The organism is Kribbella antibiotica (assembly GCF_004349055.1).
Classification (GTDB): domain Bacteria; phylum Actinomycetota; class Actinomycetes; order Propionibacteriales; family Kribbellaceae; genus Kribbella; species Kribbella antibiotica.
Genome location: NZ_SMKX01000021.1, coordinates 18,510 through 36,546 on the forward strand (window position 1 = coordinate 18,510; position 18,037 = coordinate 36,546).

Here is an 18,037-nt window from a genome sequence, read left to right on the forward strand (position 1 = left end):
CTCAATACGCTCCCGCGCCGTAGATCACCGCACGCACGGTCTTCCAGAGAATCAGCAGATCAAGCGTCATCGACCAGTTGTCGACGTACCGCAGGTCGAGGCGGACCGACTCGTCCCAGGACAGGTCGCTGCGGCCGCTGACCTGCCACAGGCCGGTGATGCCGGGCTTGACCAGCATCCGGCGGGAGTCGTCGGCGGCGTACAGCGCGACCTCCTCGGACAGCGGTGGGCGCGGACCGACCATCGACATGTCGCCGCGGAGGACGTTGAACAGCTGCGGCAGCTCGTCCAGCGAGAAGCGCCGGATCCAGCGGCCCAGCGGAGTCATCCGGGGGTCGTCGCGCATCTTGAAGATCACGCCGTTGCCGTCGCTCAACGCATAAAGATCTCCGAGGCGCTGCTCCGCATCGGAGTACATGCTGCGGAACTTGAGCATGGTGAACTCGGCGCCCGCCCGGCCGACCCGCTGCTGCCGGAACAGGACCGAGCCCGGGCTGGACAGCCAGACGGCCAGCGCCAGGCCGATCAGCAGCGGCGACAGCAGGACGATCATGCCGAGCGCGAGAAGGCGGTCGAAGACGGCCTTGATCAGGTGCGGTCCCCCGCTGACCGAGGGCCGCTCCAGGTGCAGCAGCGACAGGCCGGCGACCGGGCGGACCGAGATCCGCGGACCGGCGACCTCGATGATGCCCGGCGAGACGATCAGCTCGATACCGCGCTGCTCCAGCGCCCAGGACAACCGGCGCAGCGAGTGGCCGACCAGCTCCGGATCGGTGGAGATGGCAACGACATCGACGGTATGCCGGTCGGCGGCCGCCACGATGTCTGCCTCATCCAGCTCATCGGCCTGCAACGGGCCGTCGGGGGCGTCGTCATCGCGCGGCCGGCAGGTCGCCACGACCCGGAATCCGTCGGTCGGGCGGCTCTCAAGGTGCTCACACAAGGTTGCGGCCGGGCCACTGTGCCCGACCACGAGAACCCGATGCATACAACGCCCTCGAACGCGGTGCCGGTGCAGGTCCTTTCGCAACGCATACCGCAGGAAAAGCGCGGCCGCACACATCACCGGAATCGCCAGTACGACGAAGCCGCGCGCAATCTCGGTCTTCGTCACGTACGACGCCATCGCGACGGCCGCGGTGAGGCCGACCCCGGATCGCAGCAACGACCGGAACTCGTCCGGCCCGGTCCCGAAGTACCGGGGGTCGTAGCCCTTGGACAGCGCAACCGCGGCCACCCAGGCCAGCGGGAGCAGCGCACTCACGATCAGGTAGCCGCTCCCGACGCCCGAACCGAAGCGGGCCAGGAGCGCGACGAAGACACCGAGCATCGCGGCCAGGAAGTCGCCACCGACAGCGGCCCAGCGGTACACACCGACCCAGCGGGGCTCGGTAGAGCGCGATGAGCGCGGGACGATCGCGGGGACCTCATGCGGAACGACCCAGAACGGACGACGGCCATCCACCGCGTCCGGCGCCTCAGCTCCGCTCACTCCGCTTCCTCGTGTCTGCGCGTCATACCTGTCAAACGGCCGTCACCGCACGAAGTGACGGTGAAACCCTGGTTTCCTAACTCTCAAAATTCACCCGCTGGCCTACGGCGAGTCACGGCAGGCTACTACGCGCCGCGATGTACTGCGACCAATAACGCGGAACCGTTGCAGAGAACTTGCACAGTGAGGCGCACGACACTCACTGGACGACTGAAGTTAGGTCACCCTAACCTGATTGTCGGCACCTTGAGTAACCACCAGTGAAGGAGCGGCATGACCACGATCGACGACCTGATCGGATTCGGTCTCGACGCGTACCGCGGGTACGCACCGGAACCGGATGCGCCGGTGTGGCTGGCCACCCGGCGGGATCGGGCGACCTTCACCAGTTGTGCCGGTCTCGACGACGAGAGCCTCCCGGCCGCGGAGCTCGCTCCGGAGAGCCGCGCGGAGTTCGCTGCGACCCTGGCCGAGCGCGGCCTGGACGCCACTGAGTTCCAGCTGATCGCGGTCCACCCCTGGCAGTGGGCCAACCGGCTCGCCCGGACCCTCGCCTCCGAACGCGCCCGGCGCAATCTGGTCCTGCTCGGCGCCAGCGCCTAAGCCTCAGTACGCGCCGTCTGCTGCTGCAGGAACGTGAGCAGCCGGCGGCCGACGACAGCCGCGGCGAAGTCCTGCTCGAAGCGGGACCGCGCCGCGACGGCCATGCGGGACCTGGTGGCGGGATCTTCCAGCAGCCCGATCAGGACGTCCGCGGCCGCATCGGCGTCGTCGAGGGGCCAGAACAGACCCTCGGCCCCAGGCTGTACGACGTCCGGGATGCCACCGACAGGAGCTGTCAGGACCGGCAGGCCCTCGGCCATGGCTTCGACGAGCACGATGCCGAAGCTCTCCATCGTCGCGGTGTGGCAGTAGACGCGGTGCTGCCGCAGGATCGGCCGCGGATCGGACTGGTAGCCGAGGAACCGGACCAGGTCCGCGATCCCCAGGTCGGCCGCCTGCTTCTGCAGCGCACCGCGCTCAGGCCCGTCGCCCACGATGGACAGCGTGTACCGGTGTCCGCGATGGGCGGCTGCGGCGAGGATCCGCAGCAGGTGGCTGTGGTTCTTTCGCGGCTCGAGGCCGCCAACGGTGACGAGGTCTGCATCGACCGTCGTGGCGGCCGCGCGCGGACTGTCCGGAACCGGGTTGGGGATGACCGCACTCGGCACCTGCTGCAGGGCCGGAATCCGGCTCTCCAGCTGTGACTTGTTGAAGCCGGAGACGTAGACGATCCCGTCCAGCCGGCTCAGTACGTCGGTCTCGTGGTCCCGGATCGACCGGAACAGCGTGCCGTCGCGCGGAATCTCGCCCTTGTCGGCCCATTCGTCGGCCTGGGAGATGTTCAGGTGAGCGACCATCACGACCGGCTGTGTGGTCCGGACCCGGAGCGCGACCCCGGCGCTGATCGGGCACTGCGCGTAAATCACCGCATCGGGTCGCGTCGCCAGGTGCCGCCGCAGGGCGATCGCGAGATACCGCGCGTGCCAGTACTCGTGCCATCGAATCGCCGCCGGCCGACTGAGCTTCCGGACGCCGATCCGGGCCGCGAAAATTGGCAGCACCAACGGTGAGCGCGCCGAGAACGGGCTGACGACACTCACCGCTTCGGACTGCTCGCGCAGGTACGTGTCGAAGGTCCGCACGTGACTCTGCAGCCCAGACGGTCCCTCCAGCCGCATCAACGTCGCAATGACCACCTCACTCATGCAGGCGCTCCCTCAGGCTCCAGGTCCGCAGCCGCGAAGTGCTCGCGCTGCGCCTTCTGCAGGCGGCTCCACCAAATGAAGGCGCCGAGGATCGAGGAGATCGCCGTACCCCACACCGCTCCCTGCGCACCCCAGATCAAGGCACCGGCCGTGGCCATGCCGACAAAGAGAGTGGTCACCAGAATCTGGCATTGCATGGTCAGGTCCGCCCGGCCGAGTGCCCGCAGCGCAGCGGACGGACCCACCTGGGTACAGCCAGCCGCGCAGCTGATGACAACGCCCAGCACCAGACCACGCGCATCCGCCCAGACATCCCCGAGCACCAGGCGGCCGATCCCGAGCGGGAAGGTCACCAGCACGGTGGCTCCCCAGGCCAGGGCGACAGCAGCCAGACCGGCACTCAGTGCCGCACCCAGGCGGAGCAGCGCCCGGCGGCCACGGGTCAGGGCCCGCGCAGCCTCCGGCACTGCGACCTGACCGACACCCATCAACAGCGCCGCGACCGGACCGATCACCATCTCCGCGCCACGGATCGCACCGGCCGCGGCCAGCCCACCCGTCGCCGCAACGACAAGCGCCCGGATCTGACCACCAGCACCCAGTACGACGTTCTCCACCAGGAACCGCATACCCAGGTCGCGGTGCTTGCGCAGCCAGCCGATCGCGAGCGCCGGGCGCGGCACGATCCGCGACTGCCAGACACCGAACAGTCCCGCGACCCACGCCGTACCGCCGAAGACGAGCAGGGCGAAGGTGATGCCGCGCATGTTCGCGGCGTAGCCGGCTGCGAGCACACCGACCATCAGCACGCTCCAGACCGTGTCATTGGTGAAGGTCTTGACGCCTTCGCCCGCAGCGAAGAACGCCGAGCGCCAGCTGTCCTGGAACATCAGGCCGGGCATGACGATGCCCAGGGCAATGAACGCCGCGCCGGCCTCCGAGCCTGGCGTGTGCATTCTCAGCGCCACCCCGAGACCTACGCAGATCACACCGGTGACTAGGCCGACGAAGAGGGCGACACCGGTTGCGGCGGCGACCGCCTCCCGCCAGCCCTCTTTACCGGCCGCGCTGAAGCGAACCATCACCGCATCGGTGGACAGTGCGCGCGAGCAGTTCAGCGCGATCGCGTAGGCAACGAACGCCAGCCCGAGCGCACCGAGACTCGCGGCGCCCATCAGGCGAGCCACGAACACACCGAGCAGGAAGTTGCCGAGGCTCGACACCGCCTGGTCGGCGATCCCCCAGCTCAGCCGCCCGAGGACCTGCCGACGCACCACGTTCACCCGGCTCATGAACGACCCCCGAACAGTACGGCGCTCAGTTCGGCGAACTGCGCGTCCAGCTGCTCGCGAACCAGCTGCAGGTGCTCGTCGATCGTGCGGACCACCTGCGCCCGCTCACCCTGCAAGGCCACGAACTGCGTGTACAAGCGGTCGGCGTCGAGATCCCGAATCTCCTGGAACCACTCCTCGACACCGAAATGCTCCATCAGCGCCAGGTGCTTACGGCCGTAGCCGATCGCGATGGTGGGCTTGCCGAGCTTCAGCCCGAACAGAACGGTGTGGAACCGGGTGCCGATGACGGAGTCGACCGTGCCGAGCTGGTTCATCAACTCGTCGGCGGACGTGAACGATTCGTAGACCACACGCGATGACTGGACTCGGGACAACACGTCCAGAGCGACGGGCTCGTCGGCCTCGTCACCGATCAGCAGCCGAACTCTCCGGCCGTCCGCCAGCAGGCGCTCGACGAACAGCGTCATCGCAGCCGTGTAGGTCTCTTGGATGCGCTCGGCATCCGCCCGGTCTTCCGTGCCGCCCGAGTAGGCCATCACGCCCACACCGATGGAGTCGCCCTGTGTCGCCGGTAGCGACGGCAGTGCGAAGACGAGGTCCGGGTAGACGTGATCGGACGGTCCGGCCATCCGCATCTTCTGCGCAGCACCGAGCGACTGCTCGTCGCGGAACGACCGGTAGTAAGCCAGCTTGGCGGACTTGGCCAGCAACCAGCCGGTGGCGCGTTGCCGCACCACGTTCGCACCGACACTGACGAACGCGACCTTGACGCCGAACACCTTGCCGGCCAGCGACATCACGAACTGGCCCCAGGGCAGCTCCCACGGCCGCTGCGGCAGCGTTGACTCCAGTACGCCCATGCCCGGCACGATGACGACGTCGTGGCGGCGTACCCAGGAGGTGATCTGCCAGGTGTCGATCAGCGAGCCCAGGACGAGTCGGCCGAGTGTCAGCGCCAGCCGGACCGGCTTCGGACCGGTCGGCGGCTGCTTGCCGTCCAACCACCCCAGCTGCGCGGCCGGTACGCCGTACCGGTCGGTGACGCGCTTCGGTCCGGAGCACAGGCTGTCGAGCACTGCGTCCGGCCGCTCGGCTTTCAGGTAGGCCAGCACGGCTTCGAGGGTTGCGTCGTTGCCGATGTTCCCTGAGCCGAGACGACCGAATAGTCCGATGCGCACGTCAGCGCCCTTCAGATCCGGCGACGACCGCCTGGACCGACAAGCTGTCGATGGCACCGAAGTGCTGGATCGGCTCCGGCCGCTCAGCGCCGGGGAGCCGACGGGTCACGCGGCTGGTCAGCCAGTCGCGGATGTGCCGCCGGCACGCGCGCTTGTCCGCTGCGCTCAGCGGAGCCCGCCGTACGGCGGCGTAGTAGCCGAGGATGTATTCGGCGACCAACCGGGCCGGCGGGTGCACCAGCTTGTTGGAGCGCTTCGGGTCCAGGTTGCGCGACCAGCTGCTGATCGTCGGGTTCGCCTGCAGCGCGCGGCCGTCGTGGTGGCGGCGGAAGTACAGCCACTCCGGCACCTGCAGGAAGCGACCGTGCAGCACCAGCTCGGCCATGAACACCTGGTCCGCGTGGTAGAAGCTGCCGTGCGGCTTCACCTTGCGCAGCACGTCGGACCGGATCACACCGTAGAAGTCGTCGGCCTGGATCGCACCGGGCAGGTCGGCGTCGCGCAACTGGCTGCGCAGCCGCTCCGGCGCATCCGGTGCGTCGGTGTGCAGTGGGTACTTCAGCGCCTGGATGACGTTGTCCTCGCCGTCGATCGCAGCGGTGTAGGTGTGCGTCAGGACGGCGTCCGGGTTCGCATCCAGCAGCTCGATGCACTTGGCAACCAAGTCCCGGCCCCACAGGTCGTCACCGGAAGCCCACTTGAACAGCTCACCGTGGCTCTTCTGGAAAACGAAGTCATGGTGCGGTGCGGCCCCGACGTTGTGGTCCTGGCGGTAGAACGTGATCCGCTCGTCGCGGGCCGCGTAGTCCCGGCAGATGTCGTCAGTGCCGTCGGTGGACGCGTTGCTGGACAGGATCAGCTCGAAGTCGGTGTACGTCTGGCCGAGCACCGCGTCCAGTGACTGCACGAGGTACTCCTCGCCGTTGTAGACCGGTAGGCCGATGCTGAGTCTGGGCTGTGTCATGAGTGGCTCCCAACCGAGTCGACGGCCGTAGACGATGTCCGGTGGACCGGACGGAGAAACCGCGGCGAGGCCGCGACGACGATGATCGGTACGGCGAGGAGTCCGCCGCCGATCACGTCGGTGAACCAGTGCATGGAGAGCAGCAGCAGCGAGAAGCCCATGGTCAGCTCGGCCACGAGCACCAGCCACCAGGACCACAGCGGCGGACGCTGCCGCCAAACGAGCAGAATCCCGCCCAGACAGCTGAGCAGGATGACCATGTGACCCGACGGGTAGGACCCGTTGAACATGCCAACGTCGTTGTGTGGATCCGGTCGGCCGAAGAGGGCCTTGGTGACCTGCGTGATCACCACGGTCACCACAGCGAGCCGGCCGACGTAGAACACCGGCCACCAGGACTTCCGGCGTACCGATGCGACCACACCGGCCACCGCGAGCGCGGCGAGGGCGACCGGTGGGCCTGCACCGTCGACGACGTTGCCGAAGACCCACTGCCACGGTCCCCAGACGTCATCGGGCCGGAATACTTCCCGCAACATGCGGTCGAAGCTGTCGGTCGGTTCGACGGTGACGAACACCGCCAATGCCAGGAACCCCGCCAGGCAAATGAGTGCCCACCGGTGGACCGCTGACAACTTCGAACTCACGCTGCTCCTCTAGGCGAACTTGCGGAAGACGGGCTGCACCGGACGGCCGGGCAGGAAGGCTGAGACGTCCTGGGCCTCGAGGGCCTTGCGGTAAACCGTGCAGGCTTGCGCGACCACCTCGACGGTCTTCTCGATGTCCGCGTCGGTCAGCGCGCTGCTCACCACGAACGACGGGCCGATGACCCCACCGAGGATGAGCTCGCGTAGGAAGAGCGTCCGGTACGGCTGCGACGGAGCGAAGTTCTCGTCCAGCGTCGCGAAGACCAGGTTGCTCGCCCGGCCGCGGACCAGCACGTGGTCCTCGACCCCGGCTGCCAGCGCCACCTCACGCACGCCGGCCGCGAGCTTCTCACCGCGCTCGTACAACCGCGCTGCGATGCCCTCTTCGGCGTACACGTCCATGACCGCCATCGCAGCGGCGAGTGAATGCGTTTCGGCGCCATGCGTGGTCGACAGCAGGAAGACGCGCTCGTGGTTGTCGCGCAGACCGCCGCGCTCCATGAACTCGCGCTTACCCGCCAGCGCCGATACGGCGAACCCGTTGCCGAGTGCTTTGCCGAAGGTGGACAGGTCCGGCGTTACGCCGTACACGCCCTGTGCTCCGGCTTCGGAGAAGCGGAATCCGGTGATCATCTCGTCGAAGACCAGCAGCGCGCCGTACGAGTGCACAAGGTCTCGCAGACCTTCGAGATACCCGGCCGGGGGCTCCTCAGCGGTCGCCGCTTCCAGGATCACGCACGCGATCTCACCGTCGTACCGGCGGAGCAGTTCCTCGGTCGCGGCCAGGTCGCCGTACGGGAAGCCCACCGTGAGGTCGCCGATCGCGTCCGGGATGCCGGCCGCCATCGGGGTCCGGGTGATGAACCAGTCGTCGGTGGAGAAGAACGCGTGGTCGGAGCAGATCGCGACCCGGGCCCGGCCGGTGATCGCGCGGGACAGCTTGACCGCGGCGGTCGTCGCGTCGGAACCGTTCTTGGCGAACTTCACCATGTCTGCCGTGGGCACCGAGGCCAGGAACCGCTCGGCGGCCTCGGCTTCGAGGATGCTCGGGCGGACGAAGTTGCTGCCGCGCTCCAGCTGACCGCGCACTGCCTCGATGACGCGCGGGTGCGCGTGGCCGAGGCTGACTGCGCGCAGGCCGGAGCCGTACTCGATGTATTCGTTGCCGTCGACATCCCAGACGTGCGCGCCGGCACCGCGCTCGATCACCGGCGCCATGTCCTCGGGGTACTGGTCGTCACCCTTGGCGTAGGTGTGCGCGCCACCCGGGATCGCCTTGTGCAGCCGCGCGTTGGCTGCGATGGATTTCTCGAAAGATCTGGTCATTTCAGCCTCGCAATCGCTGCCGCCAAAGACGGTGCTGCCAGGTCCCGCTCGGACATGAGGGTCACCGGCAGCGGCCACGGGATATCCAGATCCGCGTCGTCCCAACGGATCGAGATGTCCTCGGACGGGTCGTGCGCGCGGTCGATCCGGTACGACACGTCGGCCGGCTCGGTCAGCGCCTGGAACCCATGCGCGCACCCGGCCGGCACGTAGACCGTCACCTGGTTCTCGCCGGTCAGGTCGAACGTCTCGCGCTGCCGGTACGTCGGTGAGTCCGGGCGCAGGTCGACGACCACGTCCAGCACCGCGCCGTACGAGCAGCGAACCAGCTTGGCCTCGCCGAGCCCCGCACGGATATGCATTCCCCGGACGACGCCACGGCGAGAGCGAGAGATGCTGTCCTGCACGAACGCATCCGGGTCGAGCCCGGCGTTCTTCAGAACGTCGCGATCGAACGTCCGCGAGAAGAACCCACGCTCGTCCACATGCGGTGTCGGCCGGAAGATCAACGCACCCGCAATACCGGCAACTTGTTCTACCTGCATCAGCTCATCGCCTCAGCTCGTGCGGCTCGGGAAGCGGGACCAGGTACGTCGCACCCCAGCCACCGTCGGCCTCGAGCTGCGCGATCACCTCTTCGGCGATATCCCACGTCAGCACCAGTACGACGTCCGGCCGGGCAGCCTTCAGTTCCGCCACCGGGCGGATCGGAACCATGCAGGCACCGGGGATCCGGCGGCCGTGCTTACCCGGCGCCTTGTCGACGGTGAACTCCAGCAGGTCGGTGCCGACCTTGCTCAGATCCAGCAGCACCGGCGCCTTGGAAGGAGCGCCGTACCCGAGGACCTTGCGACCGGCGGCCTTGTGCCGGGTCAGCTCTGCGTGCAGCGCACCGGCTGCGTGCCACGCAGCCTCTTGCAGACTGGCCAGCTGGATCTCGTCCGCGATGCCGGCGGCTTCTTCGTCGGCCAGGACAACGTCGACGGAGGCATCCGGCTTGGCGTCGGCGGTGTGCCGCAGCATCACCATCAGGCTGCCGCCGTACATGTCCACCTGCCTGACCGATTCGACCGTCAGGCCGTTCAGCTTGGCGATGTTCCCGACCGCGCGCAACGACTGGTACGACCAGTGGCCGTGCCGGATCGTGTCGAACTGGTTGCCGACGAACAGCGGCAGCAGGTGGTGGAACTCCATCACCAGCAGACCGCCGGGCGCGAGTCGTTCAGCCCGCAGCTTGAACGATTCGCCGAAGTGCTCGGAGTGCACGATGCCGTGGACGTCGACGACCAGGTCGGCCTTCTCGCCGGCACCGGCCAGGCGCGACCCAGCGGCGTACAGGTGGTCGAGCCAGGAGCCGCCGTGCGGGCTGCCGAACTCGAAGACCACACCACCGGCAAGCTCCGGGAAGTCGCGCAGGATCTCTTTCACCGACGACTCGGCGTGCGCGAGGCTCGTCGCCGACTCGACCGCCAGCGGCTCCTCGGCGATCTGCGCTTCGACCGGGCCGAGCTGGACCAGCGTGCAGTCGCGGCACAGCCACAACGACAGCGGGTGACGCGGATCCGGACCAGGCGTGTCAACGGTCGGGAAGAGGTCGGCGGTCGGCTGGTCGCCAACATCAACAACCTGTACGACGTTCGCGCTCGCGCAGCCGCGGCAGCTAACTGTGCTGGTCTTCTTGGTCACTGCGTCTCCCCCAGTCACCATGTCAGCATCGCCTTGCCGGTCGTGAAGGCCTCGGCGTACCGGGCCCGGCATTCCATCCCGCGCAGCCGGGCGAGTCCGGTGAACGTCTCTTCGTCGAACCAGTCGTGCGGAACCTGCGAGGGGTACGCCTTGTGCAGGCGCACGACCTTCTCGTGCATCTGCTCCTCGGTCAGGTCGACGTACAGCGAGGGCCGGCCGAGGTCGCCGTCCCACTTCGGGATCTCGTAGTGCAGAACAAGGTGGTTGCGCCACACCGTCGGAGCCAGGTCGGCGATCAGCCGGTGGTCCTGATGTGCGTCGTGCTTGCTCGGTGCCAGCACGAGACTCGGCTGGCGGGAGGCGCCGCGAGCGGTTGCCTCCAGCAAGTCTTTGGTCTCGTTCCAGTGCGCGGGCAGGCGCCCGTCCGGTAGCTCGGCCGACGTGACGGTCACCTCGCACTCGGGCAGGAACAGCTCCGCGCCACGGCGGGCCTCCTCGAGACGAAGCGGCGTACCGGTCGCGATCACGAACTCGGCGGTCAGCTCCGGGACCGATTCGGCCAGCTTGAGCAGCGTGCCGCCGCAGCCGATCTCGATGTCGTCCGGATGGGCGCCGAGGGCAACAATGTGGACCGGCCCGTCGATCAGGCCGAGCTGGAACGGAAGCATCAGAGCGCCACCACGACCGGGTCGCCAGCGTCGAGCACCTGGTGCTGCTGCTCACGGTTCTCGTGCGCCCACAGCGCCCACGGCTTCTTGCCGGAACGGTAGAGGTCCTCGAGCTGGCTGCGCTCCTTGAGGGTGTCCATCGGCGCCCAAAACCCGTGGTGCGGGATCGCCTCGAGCTTGCCGACCGCGGACAGCCGCGGGAACGCGTCGCCGACCAGATCCTCGCCCTCGTGCAGGACGTCGAAGATCTCCTTCTTGATCACGAAGTAGCCGCCGTTGATCCAGACGTTCAGATCGGCCGCCGACCGCAGCCCGGTGACCCGCGAGTCCGTCCCGAACTCGACCACGTGGAAGGACGCCTGCGGCGGGACCGCGAGCAGACTCGCCGTCACGTCACTGGCCAGCACGTGGTCGACGATCTTGTCCATCGGCGCGTCGGTCAGCACGTCACCGTAGTTGGCCAGGAAGACGTCGTCGTCCTCCAGATACGGGCGGACCCGGCGCAAGCGCTCACCGATGCTGGTGTCGATCCCCGTGTCGACGAAGGTGATCTTCCATTCGCTGATGTCGGAGTCGAGCAGCTCGATCCGCTGCCCGCCCTTCGTCATCACGAAGTCGTTGGAGACCGTCTCCTCGTAGCGCAGGAAGTACTCCTTGACAGCAGAGCCCCCGAAGCCCAGCGCCAGGATGAACTCGGTGTGGCCGAAGTGTGCGTAGTACCGCATCACATGCCACAGGACCGGCCGATCGCCGATCGTCATCATCGGTTTCGGTGCGGAGTCCACGCCGCTGCGCATCCGCAGCCCGAAGCCCCCGCAGAAGATCACGACCTTCATCTTTGGTTCCTTCCCCCCACTGCGTTTCTTTAGATGACTTCAAGACGCGGGATGGGTACGACGAACTTCGCGCCCCACTCCCGTGCATAGCCGAGCTGGTGAACGATCTCGTCGCGCAGGTTCCACGGCAGGATCAGGATGTAGTCGGGCCGCGTCTCGGCCAGGTGCTCCGGCGCGTGGATCGGGATGTGCGTCCCGGGCAGGAACAGCCCGTGCTTGTGCGGGCTGCGATCCACCGTGTACGGCAACAGGTCCTCGCGGATCCCGCAGTGGTTGAGCAACGTGTTGCCCTTGCCAGGAGCGCCGTACCCGGCGACTGTCTTGCCGTCGCGCTGCGCCTGGATCAGGAACTCGACGAGCTCGGCCTTGATCGTGAAGACCTCGCTGGCGAAGCCCGCGTGACCCTCGACCGTGTGCAGGCCGGCGTCGGCTTCGTCCTGGAGAACCTTGCCGACGAGCTCCGTCGGCTCGCCCGCCGTCTCGATGGGCGTGCTGAAGACGCGAATCGAGCCGCCGTGGCTGGCCAGCTCCTGGACGTCGACGACCTTGAGGCCGGCCTTCTCCAGGGCGAGCGAGGCGGTCTTGAGGCTCAGGTAGGAATAGTGCTCGTGGTAGATCGTGTCGTACTGACGACGCTCGATCAGCCGCAGCAGGTGCGGGAACTCCAGCGACACCAGGCCGTCGTCCTTCACCAGCGCGCGCAGGCCCTTGGCGAAGTCGATGATGTCCGGGACATGCGCGAACACGTTGTTCCCGGCAACCAGGTCGGCCTTGCCGTGCCGGGCCGCCGCGTCGGTGCCGGTCGCCTCGCCGAGGAAGTAGCTCTCGGTCCGGATGCCCTTCTCGTTCGCGATCTCGGCGATGTTGCCGGCCGGCTCGATGCCGAGCACCGGGATGCCGAGAGCGACCGCGTGCTGCAGCAGGTAGCCGTCGTTGCTGGCAGCCTCGACGATCAGGCTGTCCGCGCCGAGGTTGAGGCGCTCCTGCATGTCGACGACGAACCTGCGGGCGTGCTCCACCCAGCTGGTCGAGTACGACGAGAAGTACAGGTAGTCGGAGAAGACATCGTCAGCCGCGACGTACGCCGGAAGCTGGACGAGCAGGCAGTTGTCGCAGATCCGCACGTTGAGCGGGTAGAAGGTCTCCCCCGCGTCGATTTGGTCGGCGCTCAGGAAGCTCTCGCACGGCGGCGACATACCGAGGTCGACGAAGGTGCGGTTCAGGTCTTCGCCGCAGAGGCGGCAGGCAACGGTCTGAGCCATGGTCAGTTGCCCTTCTTGTAGATGTCAGCCAGCGGGCCGGGGAACTGGTCCTCGGTCTGCCGAACCAGTTGGCTGTCGACCAGACCGGCGCCGAGCAGCTGCTCGATGCGGCGCAGGCGAACGAACTGCGCCGACGTGAAGTCGTCGTACGTCAGGCCGTGCTGCTGGTAGGCGGCGTACATCTCCTCGACGCCCTTGCGGACCGTCCACTCGAGCTTGAGGCCCGGGAACGTGTTGTTCAGCTTGCTGAAGTCGACCTTGTAATTGCGCAGGTCCGGGCCGGCGCCGTCAGCGATCGACAGCGTCGAGTTCGGGACGACCTCCCGGACCATCTCGGCGATGTCGCGGACCTGGACGACGTCCTCGGACCGACCGACGTTGAACGCCTCGTCGTGAATCAGGTCCCGCGGCGACTCGAGCACCTCGGCGAACGCGCGGCTGATGTCCTCGATGTGGACGAGCGGCCGCCACGGGGTGCCGTCGCTCTCCAACCGAACCTGGCCGGTGGTCAGTGCGATCGCGGTCAGGTTGTTCACAACGATGTCCAGCCGCAGGCGCTTGGAGGCGCCGTACGCGGTGGCGTTGCGCAGGTACGTCGGGCTGAAGTTGTCGTCAGCGAGCTTCGCCAGCTCCTGCTCGGCCAGCGCCTTGGTCTCGCCGTACGCCGTCACCGGGAACATCTCGGCGTCCTCGCCGACCGCCTCGGACCCGGCCGCGCCGTACAGGCTGCAGCTCGACGCGAACAGGAACCGCTCGACACCGGCGTCCTTGGCCGCCTGCGCGACATTCAGCGTGCCCCGAAGGTTGACCGAGTACGTCGCCTCCTTGTCGAGGTTGCCCAGCGGGTCGTTCGACAAAGCGGCCAGACAGACCACTGCGTCGTACCCCTCGAGCTCCTTCGCCGTGACGTCCCGCATGTCCCGCGGCTTCCGGTCGCCGATCGGCTCCGGCCCACCCAGCAGGTCACACCCCTCGTACAGCCCGGTGTCCAACCCGTCGACCACATGTCCCGCATCCCGGAGGAACGGCACCATGACGGCCCCGATATAACCCCGATCGCCGGTGACCAGCACTCTCATCCGTACGCTCCCTCACCCCGACACTCCCCTGTCGCCTCTACAGATCAGCTTCGAGCCGTCCTGATACAGCCGATCGGGATCGGGTTTTACCGGCAGGCGTGTCAGCGGCGTCCGAGGCCGGCGACGAAGCTGGTGAGGAGACGCTGGCCGAGGGGCCAGTCCGCCAGGTTGCTCTCGGAGTTGATGTGGCCGAGCTCGCCGGTGGCGACGAGAGGTAGCTGCCAGTCATCAGCTATGCGCGCAGCGGCATCGATCGAGCAGTAGGGGTCGTTGTCGCTCGCGACCAGTACGGCGGGAACACTGGCCGCCATCGGCTCCGAGTCCAGGAAGGTCGACAGGAGCTCGCCGGGGAACGTCTCGGCGTGCTGGTCAGGTGGGGCGACCAGGAAGGCGCCGCGGACCGGATCACTGCTCGCAGTCGCGGCGAGCCAGTGTGCGACGGCGTAACAGCCGAGGCTGTGCGCGACGAACACCACCTCGTCGCCATCGCACTTGCGGACAGACCGCTCGATGGCGTCGACCCAGTCGTCCCGCTCCGGGTGGGTCCACGACGCCGGTGCGATCCGGGTTGCACCAGGCAACCAGCCTGCCTCCCAGATCGACTGCCAGTGCGCGGAATCCGAGCCGTTCCAGCCCGGGACGATGATGTAATGCATGCGCGAGTCCCCTCGTCGGTCGGTCGAGCTGCCATCGTGACGGATCCGCGCATCGCGACACCGCCGTCCCGATGATTCCGAAGCACCCGGCGCCGGACAGGACGGATTCATTGGACGACATCGACCGGAAGATCCTGACCATCCTTCAGTACGACGGCCGGCTCAGCGGAGCCGACATCGGACGCCAGGTGAACCTCTCCCAGCCCGCAGTCTCCGCCCGGATCCAGCGGCTCGAGCGCCAAGGCGTCATCAAGGGCTACACAGCAGTCGTCGACCCCCACCAGGTCGGCCTGACCATCCACGCCGTGATCAGGCTCCGCACCACCCACGCCAAAATCCCGCAAGCCCTGGCCCTCTTCCAGGACATCCCCGAGGTAACCGCCGCCTACCGCCTCACCGGCGAAGACTGCTTCCTCCTCGACGTCCACACCCCCGACACCGCCACCCTCCAACGCGTAGTCGACACCGTAGGCCGCCTCGGCCCCGCCAGCACTTCCCTAGTCCTAGACACCTACCCACCCAAGCCGCTCCCCCTGTGACCCAGGATACTTTCGGCGAAATTTTGGTTCGGGTGTATCAGCGGGGGCTGGTGGCTGCTCTTTTGTGCGCTGCCGTGTTCTGAGCCTGTGGGGGGCGTTATGAAGGTTGCCGTATTCGGTCTTGGGTATGTGGGGTCGGTGACTGCGGCATGTCTGGCTGCGGCCGGGCATGACGTGTGGGGTGTTGATGTCGACACCGCGAAGGTCGGTCCTATCACTGAAGGCCACAGTCCAGTGGTCGAGCCCGGCCTGGACGAGCTGGTTGCGGACGGGGTGACTGCTGGTCGGCTGCATGCGACCACGGATCCTCGGCTCGCGCTGGATCGTGCCGATGTGTCACTGATCTGTGTAGGGACGCCGTCGACACCGGCGGGCAGTACCGATCTGACGTACATCAAGCGCGCGGTCCGCGATATCGCGGAGGCCGCGCACGTCGTCGTACCGCCGGAGTCGGGGTTCCACAGCATCGTGATCCGGTCGACGGTGCCTCCGGGCACGGTCGACGAGGTGGTCGCGAAGGTGCTGGCTGACGTGCCGCCGCCGGCTGGACTGACGTTCGGTACGGCGATGTGCCCGGAGTTCCTGCGGGAGGGATCCGGACTGGCCGACTTCTACGACCCGCCGTTCGTGGTGGTCGGGACCGAGTTCCCGACCGTCGGCGTTCAGCTGAGTGAGCTGTTCGCCTTCCTGATGAATAGCAGTCTTGGTCAAGAGGTTCAGGTCGTCGAGGTGCGGACCGCGGAGGCGCTCAAGTACGCCTGCAACGCGTTCCACGCCACGAAGGTCGCGTTCGCGAACGAGATGGGCCGGATCTTCCGCAACTACGAGGTGGACTCCCGCGAGGTGATGCGGCTGTTCGTCCAGGACACCAGCCTGAACATCTCGCCGTACTACCTGAAGCCCGGGTTCGCGTTCGGTGGCTCGTGCCTGCCGAAGGACCTGCGGTCGGTGCTGCACCTGGCCCGGGTCAACGACACCGAGCTGCCGCTGCTGGCCGGCACGCTGGCCACCAACGAGCGTTCGATCTCCGACATCGTCGACCGGGTCATCGCCGGTCCCGGCCGCGAGGTCGCACTGCTCGGTCTGAGCTTCAAGGTCTCCACCGACGACCTGCGCGAGAGCCCGAACGTCGAGCTCGCCGAGCGGCTGATCGGCAAGGGCTACAACCTGCGCATCTACGACGCGATCGTGAACCCGAGCCGCCTGGTCGGCGCGAACCTGCGGCACGTCGAGTCGAAGCTGCCGCACCTGCAGCGCGTGCTCACCGACGACCCGGCCGCCGCGCTCCGCGGTGCCGACGTCGCGCTGGTGAGCGCCACCGACAAGGCGGCGGTCGACGCCCTGCTGGCGGCTCCGCCGGCTCGAACCATCGACCTCAGCGGCCGCCTCGGCGACAGCGTCGAGGCGTTGCCCGGATACGAAGGAGTGGGCTGGTGAGCGCAACCCGCGTTCTGATCATCATCCAGAACCTGTGGGTTCCGTTCGACCGCCGGGTCTGGGAGGAGTGCAAGGCGCTCAAGGGCGCCGGGTACGACGTGACTGTCGTCTGCCCGAAGGGTCCGGGTGACCCGGCGTACCAGGTGATCGACGGTGTCGCCGTCCACCAGTACAAGGCCTACGCGCCGGGTGGCAGCAAGGCCGGCTTCATCGTCGAGTACGCGTACTCGTTCCTGATGACGCTGCTGCTGGTGCTGCGCGCCCGCAAAGCAGGCCGCTTCCAGGTCATGCAGGCCTGCAACCCGCCGGACATCTTCTGGCCGATCGCGATCCTGCTGCGCAAGCTGGACCGGACGAAGTTCGTCTTCGACCACCACGACCTGTGCCCCGAGCTGTTCCAGTCCCGCTTCGGCGGTACGACGTCTCTTCCGTACAAGGGCCTGCGGTTCCTCGAGCGGATGACGCACCGGACCGCCGACCACGTGACGTCGACCAACGACTCGTACCGGCGGATCGCGATCACGCGCAGCGGCAAGGCCAACCACGACGTGACCGTCGTACGGACCGGTCCGGACCCGGAGAAGCTGCAGCGGGTGCAGGCTGACGACTCGCTGCGTGACGGGCACAAGTACCTCGTCACCTACATCGGTGTGATGGGCCCGCAGGACGGTGTCGACATCGTCGTCCGCGCGGCCGACCACATCGTCAACCAGCTCGGCCGCACCGACATCAAGTTCACCCTGATGGGCGCCGGCGACTCGTACGACGAGGTGGTCGCCCTGCGCGACGAGCTCGGGCTGCAGCAGCACATCGAGTTCACCGGCCGGGTGCCGGACGAGACCGTCCGCGCGGTGATGTCGACCGCCGACCTCGGCCTGTCGCCGGACCCGAAGAACCCGCTGAACGACGTCTCCACGATGAACAAGACGATGGAGTACATGGCGTTCGAGCTGCCGGTCGTCGCCTTCGACCTGATCGAGACCAAGGTCTCGGCCGCCGAGGCCGCCGTCTACGTCGAGCCGAACGACGTCACGAAGTACGGGCAGGCGATCGTCGACCTGCTCGACGACGAGGTCGCGCGGCGCCGGATGGGCCGGTTCGGCCGCGAGCGGGTCGAGCAGGTGCTCGCCTGGAAGCACCAGCAGAAGGCATACCTGGGCGTGTTCGAGGAGCTGACCGGCCACGTGACGCCGATCAGCGTCGTCCGGGCCACGGGTTCCTGAC

General features: G+C 67.5%; 18 protein-coding genes. 4 read left to right on the forward strand and 14 right to left on the reverse strand.

What is annotated here, in order from left to right:
- Position 1 precedes the first annotated feature (1 nt).
- Positions 2–1,492: a sugar transferase gene (locus tag E1263_RS09805; protein ID WP_132166893.1), complete on the reverse strand. Its 1,491-nt coding sequence runs from the start codon at positions 1,490–1,492 to the stop codon at positions 2–4.
- A gap of 273 nt (positions 1,493–1,765) precedes the next feature.
- On the opposite strand from E1263_RS09805, the gene E1263_RS09810 reads away from it, so the two are divergent.
- Positions 1,766–2,095 (forward strand): IucA/IucC family protein, encoded by a 330-nt coding sequence (locus E1263_RS09810; RefSeq protein ID WP_132166894.1) that lies wholly within the window; start codon positions 1,766–1,768, stop codon positions 2,093–2,095.
- Here the strand turns inward: E1263_RS09810 and E1263_RS09815 are convergent.
- The 13 genes from E1263_RS09815 to E1263_RS09875 form a co-directional block, all read right to left on the reverse strand.
- The gene (locus E1263_RS09815; protein ID WP_132166895.1) at positions 2,092–3,240 is read right to left on the reverse strand and encodes a glycosyltransferase family 4 protein; all 1,149 of its coding nucleotides are present in this window, start codon (positions 3,238–3,240) and stop codon (positions 2,092–2,094) included. The genes E1263_RS09810 and E1263_RS09815 overlap by 4 nt on opposite strands.
- A complete protein-coding gene (locus E1263_RS09820; RefSeq protein ID WP_132166896.1) occupies positions 3,237–4,532 on the reverse strand; it encodes an MATE family efflux transporter in 1,296 nt (431 codons plus the stop codon). Before E1263_RS09820 ends, E1263_RS09815 begins: the two co-directional genes overlap by 4 nt.
- Entirely contained in the window at positions 4,529–5,713 is a 1,185-nt protein-coding gene (locus tag E1263_RS09825; RefSeq protein ID WP_165956559.1) for a polysaccharide pyruvyl transferase family protein, read from the reverse strand. The genes E1263_RS09820 and E1263_RS09825 overlap by 4 nt, the downstream gene beginning before the upstream one ends.
- A 1-nt stretch (position 5,714) precedes the next feature.
- Positions 5,715–6,677: a glycosyltransferase family 2 protein gene (locus E1263_RS09830; RefSeq protein ID WP_132166898.1), complete on the reverse strand. Its 963-nt coding sequence runs from the start codon at positions 6,675–6,677 to the stop codon at positions 5,715–5,717.
- Positions 6,674–7,324, reverse strand: a complete 651-nt coding sequence (locus tag E1263_RS09835; RefSeq protein ID WP_132166899.1) for a phosphatase PAP2 family protein — start codon at positions 7,322–7,324, stop codon at positions 6,674–6,676. Before E1263_RS09835 ends, E1263_RS09830 begins: the two co-directional genes overlap by 4 nt.
- A gap of 9 nt (positions 7,325–7,333) precedes the next feature.
- Complete coding sequence (locus tag E1263_RS09840) at positions 7,334–8,650, reverse strand: glutamate-1-semialdehyde 2,1-aminomutase (RefSeq protein WP_132166900.1); 1,317 nt, start codon at positions 8,648–8,650, stop codon at positions 7,334–7,336.
- The gene (locus E1263_RS09845) at positions 8,647–9,195 is read right to left on the reverse strand and encodes a dTDP-4-dehydrorhamnose 3,5-epimerase family protein (protein ID WP_132166901.1); all 549 of its coding nucleotides are present in this window, start codon (positions 9,193–9,195) and stop codon (positions 8,647–8,649) included. Before E1263_RS09845 ends, E1263_RS09840 begins: the two co-directional genes overlap by 4 nt.
- 4 nt (positions 9,196–9,199) lie before the next feature.
- Positions 9,200–10,336, reverse strand: coding sequence for a class I SAM-dependent methyltransferase (locus E1263_RS09850; protein ID WP_165956560.1), 1,137 nt, complete (start codon positions 10,334–10,336; stop codon positions 9,200–9,202).
- Between the two features lie 14 nt (positions 10,337–10,350).
- Positions 10,351–11,004 (reverse strand): PIG-L deacetylase family protein, encoded by a 654-nt coding sequence (locus E1263_RS09855; protein ID WP_132166903.1) that lies wholly within the window; start codon positions 11,002–11,004, stop codon positions 10,351–10,353.
- Positions 11,004–11,840, reverse strand: a complete 837-nt coding sequence (locus E1263_RS09860; protein WP_202868806.1) for a glycosyltransferase family protein — start codon at positions 11,838–11,840, stop codon at positions 11,004–11,006. Before E1263_RS09860 ends, E1263_RS09855 begins: the two co-directional genes overlap by 1 nt.
- A 29-nt stretch (positions 11,841–11,869) precedes the next feature.
- Complete coding sequence (locus tag E1263_RS09865) at positions 11,870–13,102, reverse strand: class I SAM-dependent methyltransferase (protein ID WP_132166904.1); 1,233 nt, start codon at positions 13,100–13,102, stop codon at positions 11,870–11,872.
- 2 nt (positions 13,103–13,104) lie between these two features.
- Positions 13,105–14,181 carry an NAD-dependent epimerase/dehydratase family protein gene (locus E1263_RS09870; RefSeq protein WP_132166905.1) on the reverse strand — a complete coding sequence of 359 codons (1,077 nt, stop codon included), beginning with the start codon at positions 14,179–14,181 and terminating at the stop codon, positions 13,105–13,107.
- A 101-nt stretch (positions 14,182–14,282) separates the two neighbouring features.
- Positions 14,283–14,837 carry an RBBP9/YdeN family alpha/beta hydrolase gene (locus E1263_RS09875; protein WP_132166906.1) on the reverse strand — a complete coding sequence of 185 codons (555 nt, stop codon included), beginning with the start codon at positions 14,835–14,837 and terminating at the stop codon, positions 14,283–14,285.
- 71 nt (positions 14,838–14,908) lie between these two features.
- On the opposite strand from E1263_RS09875, the gene E1263_RS09880 reads away from it, so the two are divergent.
- From E1263_RS09880 to E1263_RS09890, 3 genes are all read left to right on the forward strand, one after another.
- Positions 14,909–15,376, forward strand: coding sequence for an Lrp/AsnC family transcriptional regulator (locus tag E1263_RS09880; RefSeq protein ID WP_132166907.1), 468 nt, complete (start codon positions 14,909–14,911; stop codon positions 15,374–15,376).
- Between the two features lie 99 nt (positions 15,377–15,475).
- On the forward strand, positions 15,476–16,813 hold the full coding sequence (locus tag E1263_RS09885; RefSeq protein WP_132166908.1) for a nucleotide sugar dehydrogenase: 1,338 nt from the start codon (positions 15,476–15,478) through the stop codon (positions 16,811–16,813).
- A complete protein-coding gene (locus E1263_RS09890) occupies positions 16,810–18,036 on the forward strand; it encodes a glycosyltransferase family 4 protein (RefSeq protein WP_132166909.1) in 1,227 nt (408 codons plus the stop codon). The genes E1263_RS09885 and E1263_RS09890 overlap by 4 nt, the downstream gene beginning before the upstream one ends.
- The last annotated feature ends 1 nt before the right edge of the window (position 18,037 follow it).

Excerpts from the sequence above, each read along its gene's own strand:
- E1263_RS09810 (WP_132166894.1), top strand. The coding sequence starts at position 1,766 with ATGACCACGATCGACGACCTGATCGGATTCGGTCTCGACGCGTACCGC.
- E1263_RS09815 (WP_132166895.1), bottom strand. The coding sequence starts at position 3,240 with ATGAGTGAGGTGGTCATTGCGACGTTGATGCGGCTGGAGGGACCGTCT.
- E1263_RS09820 (WP_132166896.1), bottom strand. The coding sequence starts at position 4,532 with ATGAGCCGGGTGAACGTGGTGCGTCGGCAGGTCCTCGGGCGGCTGAGC.
- E1263_RS09830 (WP_132166898.1), bottom strand. The coding sequence starts at position 6,677 with ATGACACAGCCCAGACTCAGCATCGGCCTACCGGTCTACAACGGCGAG.
- E1263_RS09840 (WP_132166900.1), bottom strand. The coding sequence starts at position 8,650 with ATGACCAGATCTTTCGAGAAATCCATCGCAGCCAACGCGCGGCTGCAC.
- E1263_RS09845 (WP_132166901.1), bottom strand. The coding sequence starts at position 9,195 with ATGCAGGTAGAACAAGTTGCCGGTATTGCGGGTGCGTTGATCTTCCGG.
- E1263_RS09855 (WP_132166903.1), bottom strand. The coding sequence starts at position 11,004 with ATGCTTCCGTTCCAGCTCGGCCTGATCGACGGGCCGGTCCACATTGTT.
- E1263_RS09860 (WP_202868806.1), bottom strand. The coding sequence starts at position 11,840 with ATGAAGGTCGTGATCTTCTGCGGGGGCTTCGGGCTGCGGATGCGCAGC.
- E1263_RS09865 (WP_132166904.1), bottom strand. The coding sequence starts at position 13,102 with ATGGCTCAGACCGTTGCCTGCCGCCTCTGCGGCGAAGACCTGAACCGC.
- E1263_RS09870 (WP_132166905.1), bottom strand. The coding sequence starts at position 14,181 with ATGAGAGTGCTGGTCACCGGCGATCGGGGTTATATCGGGGCCGTCATG.
- E1263_RS09875 (WP_132166906.1), bottom strand. The coding sequence starts at position 14,837 with ATGCATTACATCATCGTCCCGGGCTGGAACGGCTCGGATTCCGCGCAC.
- E1263_RS09880 (WP_132166907.1), top strand. The coding sequence starts at position 14,909 with ATGATTCCGAAGCACCCGGCGCCGGACAGGACGGATTCATTGGACGAC.
- E1263_RS09885 (WP_132166908.1), top strand. The coding sequence starts at position 15,476 with ATGAAGGTTGCCGTATTCGGTCTTGGGTATGTGGGGTCGGTGACTGCG.